Annotated in this window: 6 protein-coding genes and 1 pseudogene; 1 reads left to right on the top strand and 6 read right to left on the bottom strand. The window is 32.4% G+C overall.

Going from position 1 to position 6,116, the window contains the following annotated elements; translation table 11 throughout:
- Positions 1 to 39 precede the first annotated feature (39 nt).
- Entirely contained in the window at positions 40 to 489 is a 450-nt protein-coding gene (locus QNK89_RS04325) for a nucleoside deaminase (RefSeq protein ID WP_340169730.1), read from the top strand.
- On the opposite strand, the gene QNK89_RS04330 is transcribed toward QNK89_RS04325, so the two are convergent.
- From QNK89_RS04330 to QNK89_RS04355, 6 genes and pseudogenes are all read right to left on the bottom strand, one after another.
- Positions 486 to 722, bottom strand: a complete 237-nt coding sequence (locus tag QNK89_RS04330) for a hypothetical protein (protein WP_340169731.1) — start codon at positions 720 to 722, stop codon at positions 486 to 488. The genes QNK89_RS04325 and QNK89_RS04330 overlap by 4 nt on opposite strands.
- Before the next feature lie 41 nt (positions 723 to 763).
- A pseudogene (locus tag QNK89_RS04335) lies at positions 764 to 1,102 on the bottom strand (CBS domain-containing protein); the annotation flags it as partial.
- Positions 1,103 to 1,131: 29 nt separating this feature from the next.
- Positions 1,132 to 1,326: a hypothetical protein gene (locus QNK89_RS04340; RefSeq protein ID WP_340169732.1), complete on the bottom strand. Its 195-nt coding sequence runs from the start codon at positions 1,324 to 1,326 to the stop codon at positions 1,132 to 1,134.
- A gap of 62 nt (positions 1,327 to 1,388) precedes the next feature.
- The gene (locus QNK89_RS04345; RefSeq protein ID WP_340169733.1) at positions 1,389 to 1,706 is read right to left on the bottom strand and encodes a hypothetical protein; all 318 of its coding nucleotides are present in this window, start codon (positions 1,704 to 1,706) and stop codon (positions 1,389 to 1,391) included.
- A gap of 71 nt (positions 1,707 to 1,777) precedes the next feature.
- Positions 1,778 to 3,526 (bottom strand): aspartate--tRNA ligase, encoded by a 1,749-nt coding sequence (gene aspS, locus QNK89_RS04350; protein WP_340169734.1) that lies wholly within the window; start codon positions 3,524 to 3,526, stop codon positions 1,778 to 1,780.
- Positions 3,527 to 3,620: 94 nt separating this feature from the next.
- Positions 3,621 to 6,116: efflux RND transporter permease subunit (locus tag QNK89_RS04355; protein WP_340169735.1), on the bottom strand; the 2,496-nt coding region annotated here is incomplete at its 5' end.

A 6,116-nucleotide genomic window follows, 5' to 3' on the forward strand; every position in this document is an offset into this window, starting at 1 on the left:
AGGCAATCATTTTATGGTTGCCTTTTTTATTTTTATAAAATGATAAAACCTCACGACGACAAATATTTTATGCAAAAGGCGCTTCAAGAAGCAGAAACTGCTTTTGGAAAAGGCGAAGTTCCTGTTGGTGCAGTAATTGTAATAGAAGACAGAATAATAGCCAGAGCACATAATCTTACAGAGCTGTTAAACGATGTAACTGCTCATGCAGAAATGCAAGCTATTACTGCAGCTGCTAATTTTTTAGGTGGAAAGTATTTGCTAAACTGTACACTTTATGTCACCTTAGAACCTTGCCAAATGTGTGCAGGTGCTCTGTATTGGAGTCAGATATCTAAAATAGTGTATGCAGCTAGAGACGAGGAACGTGGGTGTATTAATTTAAAAACGAAATTACATCCAAAAACAAAGATTGAAGGAGGCGTACTTGAGGAAGAAGCTTCAGCTTTGTTAAAACGTTTTTTTATTGAAAAAAGGAATTTAAATTAGCTCTTTTTTTTATTTTCACGCTCACGCATTTTATCTAGATTCTCTTTGTTTAGCATATAATCTTTTAGGTTTTTATCCTTCAAGCGATACCAAGAAAACAGAGGAGTAACAATAAAAAACAAGCCCAAAACACCATAGCCAATTAATTTTCTAGAATAAGGCACATCTAATGTATAACCACAGATTAAGGATGTGATAGATGCTATAAAGAAAAACCAGATTATATATTTCATATCTTATTTAATTATTGATGCAAAATTAGTTAAATCCTAGATTAAGACAAAACATAAATTAATTGCCTTCTGTAGGCTGTAAGAAGTTTCGATTTAGAGACAAAACCAATGTATTTTTCGTTTTTAATTACTGGTAAATTCCATGCTCCAGAATCTTGAAATTTTTGCATAACGGTTTGCATAGAGTCTTTATCGTAAATAATTTTATCTGGAGGATTATGCATTAAAGATTCAACTAATGTATTATTATAAAGTGATTGATCGAACATGATTTCTCTCACATCACCAAGTAAAATAATACCTGCTAATTTTCCATCTTCATATACAACAGGAAATAAGTTCCTTGTAGATTTTGCAACACCTTGATGAAGCATTTCACCATGAAAAAACAACTAATAGGCAGAATAGACTAAGGTATAATTTCTGTGACTTTTCCATTTTCAATTCTATATGAGATGTAATTGTAATAATTATAAGGCGTATTATCTTTTGTATAGCGTAAAATATTCCAATGTTTAGATTGAGATGTAAATTCAAAAAGATCTTTAACTAAGTTTGAATTTAATTTTTGTTCTTCTAAATCTAAATCTAAATCTAAATTCATTTCAACAATTTCAAACCAACTAGACCATTACCCTCGCAATTCACTAAAACCCTAAAGTTTAATTAACCAGAATCGCTGTAGTTATTGGTGTTAAATTCTTCGACAACTTGGTCTCCATAATGCTTTTTATTAATATAATACTCATCTAAAGCCGAACCATTATAGGTTCTTTGGATATAGCCATCGCCACACAGTTCATATATATCGTTTAGCAATGCTTTGTCTTGGTCTATATAACCAATGTAGTTTTTATATGGTTTGTTTTCTGTGTCGTGCGCTTTGTTGTAATAATAGTATGCCGAGCCAATTAATCCAGCAACGCATAATACAATGCCTAGTAGTACTACACCAATTATTTTAAAGATTTTTCTTCTTTTCATATATCTAATCTAATCAAAAAATCCCGCGAAAAGCGGGATTAACATATAAACAGTTAATTTGAAAGTATAAACTACAAATCAAGTTTTAAACTTAATTCTTTTAATTGTGCTGCATCAATAGGAGCAGGAGCATCTATCATGACATCTCGACCTGAGTTGTTTTTTGGAAAGGCTATAAAATCTCTAATGGTTTCTTGACCACCAAGAATAGCAACCAATCTGTCTAAACCAAAGGCTAAACCACCATGAGGAGGCGCTCCATATTCGAAAGCATCCATTAAGAAACCAAATTGTGCTTTGGCGTCTTCGTCGCTAAAACCTAAATGTTTAAGCATGATTGCTTGTGTTGCTTTATCGTGAATTCTAATAGAACCTCCACCAATTTCGTTTCCGTTTAAAACTAAATCGTAAGCATTGGCTTTTACTTCGCCTGGTTTGGTGTCTAATAATTCTATTTGACCTGGTTTTGGAGAAGTAAATGGATGATGCATGGCGTGATAATGTCCAGTATCTTCATCTAATTCTAATAATGGAAAGTCAATAACCCATAATGGCGCAAATACTTTTGGATCTCTAAGACCTAAACGAGTAGCTAATTCCATACGCAATGCACTTAATTGCGCACGTACTTTGTTGGTTTCACCTGAAAGCACACAAACTAAATCTCCAGCTTTTGCACCTGTTATTTTTGCCCATTTTGCTAAATCGTCTTGATCATAAAATTTATCTACTGAAGATTTAAAGCTTCCATCGTCATTACAACGTGAATAAATCATGCCTAAAGCACCAATTTGTGGACGCTTTACCCAATCAATAAATTTATCAATTTCTTTTCTTGTGTAAGTATTTCCGCCAGGAACTGCTATACCAACAACTAATTCTGCACTGTTAAAAATACCAAACTCTTTGTGTTGTGCAACTTCGTTTAATTCGCCAAACTCCATACCAAATCTAATGTCTGGTTTGTCGTTTCCATATAAACGCATCGCATCATCATAAAGCATTCTTGGAAATTTTTCTACTTCTACATCATTAACTTCTTTAAGTAAATGACGCGTTAAACCTTCGAAAACATTTAATATATCTTCTTGCTCTACAAACGCCATTTCACAATCAATTTGTGTAAATTCTGGTTGTCTGTCTGCACGTAAATCTTCATCTCTAAAACACTTTACAATTTGAAAGTATTTATCCATGCCACCTACCATAAGTAGTTGTTTAAATGTTTGAGGCGATTGTGGTAGTGCGTAAAACTCACCTTCATTCATACGAGAAGGTACAACAAAATCTCGGGCACCTTCTGGAGTAGATTTAATTAAATAAGGTGTTTCTACTTCAATAAAACCATCATTAGATAAATAATTTCTTACTTCTTGGGTGACTTTAGCTCTAAAAATTAGGCTATTTTTTACCGGGTTTCTTCTAATATCTAAATAACGATATTTCATTCTAATGTCTTCACCACCATCCGTTTTATCTTCAATAGTAAAAGGAGGAAGGAGTGCTTCATTTAAAATATTAAGTTCAGAAACCAATATTTCAATATCACCAGTTGGCATATTTGGATTTTTAGAGGCACGCTCGATTACGGTTCCTTTAACTTGGATTACAAATTCACGTCCTAGTTTCTGTGCTTTTTCAAGCAAGTCTTTAGAGGTTCTTTCTTCATCGAAAACAAGTTGAGTAATACCGTAGCGATCGCGTAAATCTACCCAAACAATAAAACCTTTATCTCTAGATTTTTGAACCCAACCTGAAAGTGTTACTTCTGTATTTATATGTGATGCTGTTATCTCACCACAGTTGTGACTTCTGTACATAATTATTTATTAGAAATGCAAAAGTAAAAAATCCGAAGTAAAGACTTCGGATTTTTTGTTTAAATCGGTTATTCTATTTCAATAAAACAGGATATTACTCTTTAATAGTTGTTTTTACAGTAATAATATCTTCTTTTCGTTCAGAAGAAAACTGTGCTCTGAACCACATTTTTAGTTTTACAGACAAGAAAAATAATATTGGAACTACAATTAAGGTTAAAAAAGTAGCAATTAATAATCCATATATTACTGTCCAAGCTAGTGGTCCCCAAAAAACAACATTATCTCCTCCCATATAAATGTTTAGATTAAAGTCTGCAAAAAGTGTAAAGAAGTTAATGTTTAAACCAATGGCTAAAGGAATTAAGCCAAAAATAGTTGTAATTGCTGTTAATAAAACAGGTCTTAAACGTGCTTTACCAGCTTTTACTATACTTTCAAAAAGATCTTTATTAGGTAAATAGTCTTCTTTTTCTATGTTTAAATCTGCTTTTCTTCTGTCTATAAGCAACTGCGCATAATCTAAAAGTACAACACCATTATTTACAACAATTCCTGCAAGAGAAATAATACCAACCATAGTCATCATGATAACAAAAGCACTACCAGAAATTACAATACCTCCAAATACACCTATGAAACTAAGAAAAATAGCTATCATAATTATTGTTGGTTTTGAAACTGAATTAAATTGAAAAATTAAGATAAAAAATATTAAACCTAATCCTGTAAAAAATGCACCTACTAAAAACAGCATTTGTTTATTTTGCTCTTCTATTTGTCCAGTGTAATCAATCTTAATTTGGTTAGGCAAATTCTCATAACTTTTCATTTCGTTTTGAATTTGACTTACAATGGCAGCAGCATCTGTATAACCAGGTGATAATGCAGAATAAACAGTTACAACACGTTTAGAGTCTTTATGTTTTATAGCACTAAAGCCTGAGTTGTTTTCGTATTTAGTTACTGTAGAAACAGGAATACTTTTTACTTGTCCAGTATTATCTCTAAACGTAATATTTTGATTAAATAAAGCGCTTTTATTATATCTGTTTTCTATATTAAAACGTACATATATATCAAAATCATCACCATCTTCTTTGTAAATACCAGCTTTAGATCCAAAGATAGAATTACGTAATTGTTGGCCAACTTGTGCAGCACTAATGCCTAATTCGCCAGCTTTTTCTCGATCTACGGTTACACGCATAGTTGGCTTATCTTTGTTAACGTCAATTTTAAGCTCGTCTATTCCAGCGATATTTTTGGTATTAATAAACTCACGCATATTTTCTGCTGTTGCTATAAGTTCATTATAATCATCGCCTTCAATTTCTATATTAATTGGTGCTCCAGCAGGAGGTCCGTTTGCATCTTTTTCTACAGAAATTAATACACCAGGAAAAATGCCAACCAATGCCGCTTGTACTTTTTGGCGTAACATTTCACTATCTTCTCCACGTCTATATTTATATTCACGCATAGACGCTGTAATTTTTCCTTTATGTGGCATTTCAGCAGCAGAACCTGCATCTGTTTGGGGATTTCCAGCACCTTCACCAACTTGAGAAACGGTGCTTTCAACCATAAAGTTTCTTTCATTATCCATGTATAAATCTTGGTTAAGAACCGTAAATACACGTTTTTCTATTTCTTTAGTTATTGCATTTGTTTTTTCAATAGCTGTTCCTTCGGGGTATTCTATGTAGACAATAATTTGATTTGGTTTGTTGTCTGGAAAAAATTCAACTTTCGTTCTTTTTTTATCTAAAGAAATACCAAAAGCAATAAAAGAAGCGATTAATAATAGAAACGTACCTATGCTTAAAACATAAGGTCTCCAACCAGAAAGTGCACCACGAAGTTGGCGTTCGTACCAGTTTTCTAAATTAACTAGAGCTTTATTTTGAAAGCTATTTGCCCATTTTCTAATAAAAAAACGATAAGCCCAAAGCATGATTGCTGTAAAAATCATTACTGTACCTAGACCTCTATAGGTTCCACCAAAAAGTAAGATAAGCATACCAAAAATAGCTACGATTACTGTTGTTCGTATAATTTGTTTTAAGGGCATGTCTTTATCCTCTATAGTCATGAATCTTGACACCAATAAAGAGTTAAAAAAGATAGCTACAAATAGTGAGGAACCTAAAACTACAGATAGTGTTATGGGTAGAATTTTCATAAACTCTCCCATAATCCCAGGCCAAAAGGCTAAAGGTGTAAAAGCAGCAACTGTTGTTGCAGTAGATATTATAATAGGAAAAGCAATTTCGCTAATTCCTTTTTTAGCAGCTTCAATTCTACTCATGCCTTCGTCTTCCATTAAACGATAAACATTTTCTACAACTACAATACCATTATCTACAAGCATTCCAAGTCCCATAATAAGACCAAAAAGCACCATTGTATTTAAACTTTGACCAAGTAATTCTAATATCATAAGCGACATGAACATAGACATTGGTATAGCAAAACCAACAAATAATGCATTTTTAAACCCTAAAAAGAACATTAAAACAGTTACTACTAAAATAATACCAAATAAAATATTATTTACCAAATCATCTACTTGCCCAATAGTTTTTGA

Origin of the sequence: Lacinutrix sp. (assembly GCF_037625555.1) — a bacterium.
Classification (GTDB): Bacteria; Bacteroidota; Bacteroidia; order Flavobacteriales; family Flavobacteriaceae; genus Lacinutrix.

Excerpts from the sequence above, each read along its gene's own strand:
- aspS (WP_340169734.1), bottom strand. The coding sequence starts at position 3,526 with ATGTACAGAAGTCACAACTGTGGTGAGATAACAGCATCACATATAAAT.
- QNK89_RS04330 (WP_340169731.1), bottom strand. The coding sequence starts at position 722 with ATGAAATATATAATCTGGTTTTTCTTTATAGCATCTATCACATCCTTA.
- QNK89_RS04340 (WP_340169732.1), bottom strand. The coding sequence starts at position 1,326 with ATGAATTTAGATTTAGATTTAGATTTAGAAGAACAAAAATTAAATTCA.
- QNK89_RS04345 (WP_340169733.1), bottom strand. The coding sequence starts at position 1,706 with ATGAAAAGAAGAAAAATCTTTAAAATAATTGGTGTAGTACTACTAGGC.
- QNK89_RS04325 (WP_340169730.1), top strand. The coding sequence starts at position 40 with ATGATAAAACCTCACGACGACAAATATTTTATGCAAAAGGCGCTTCAA.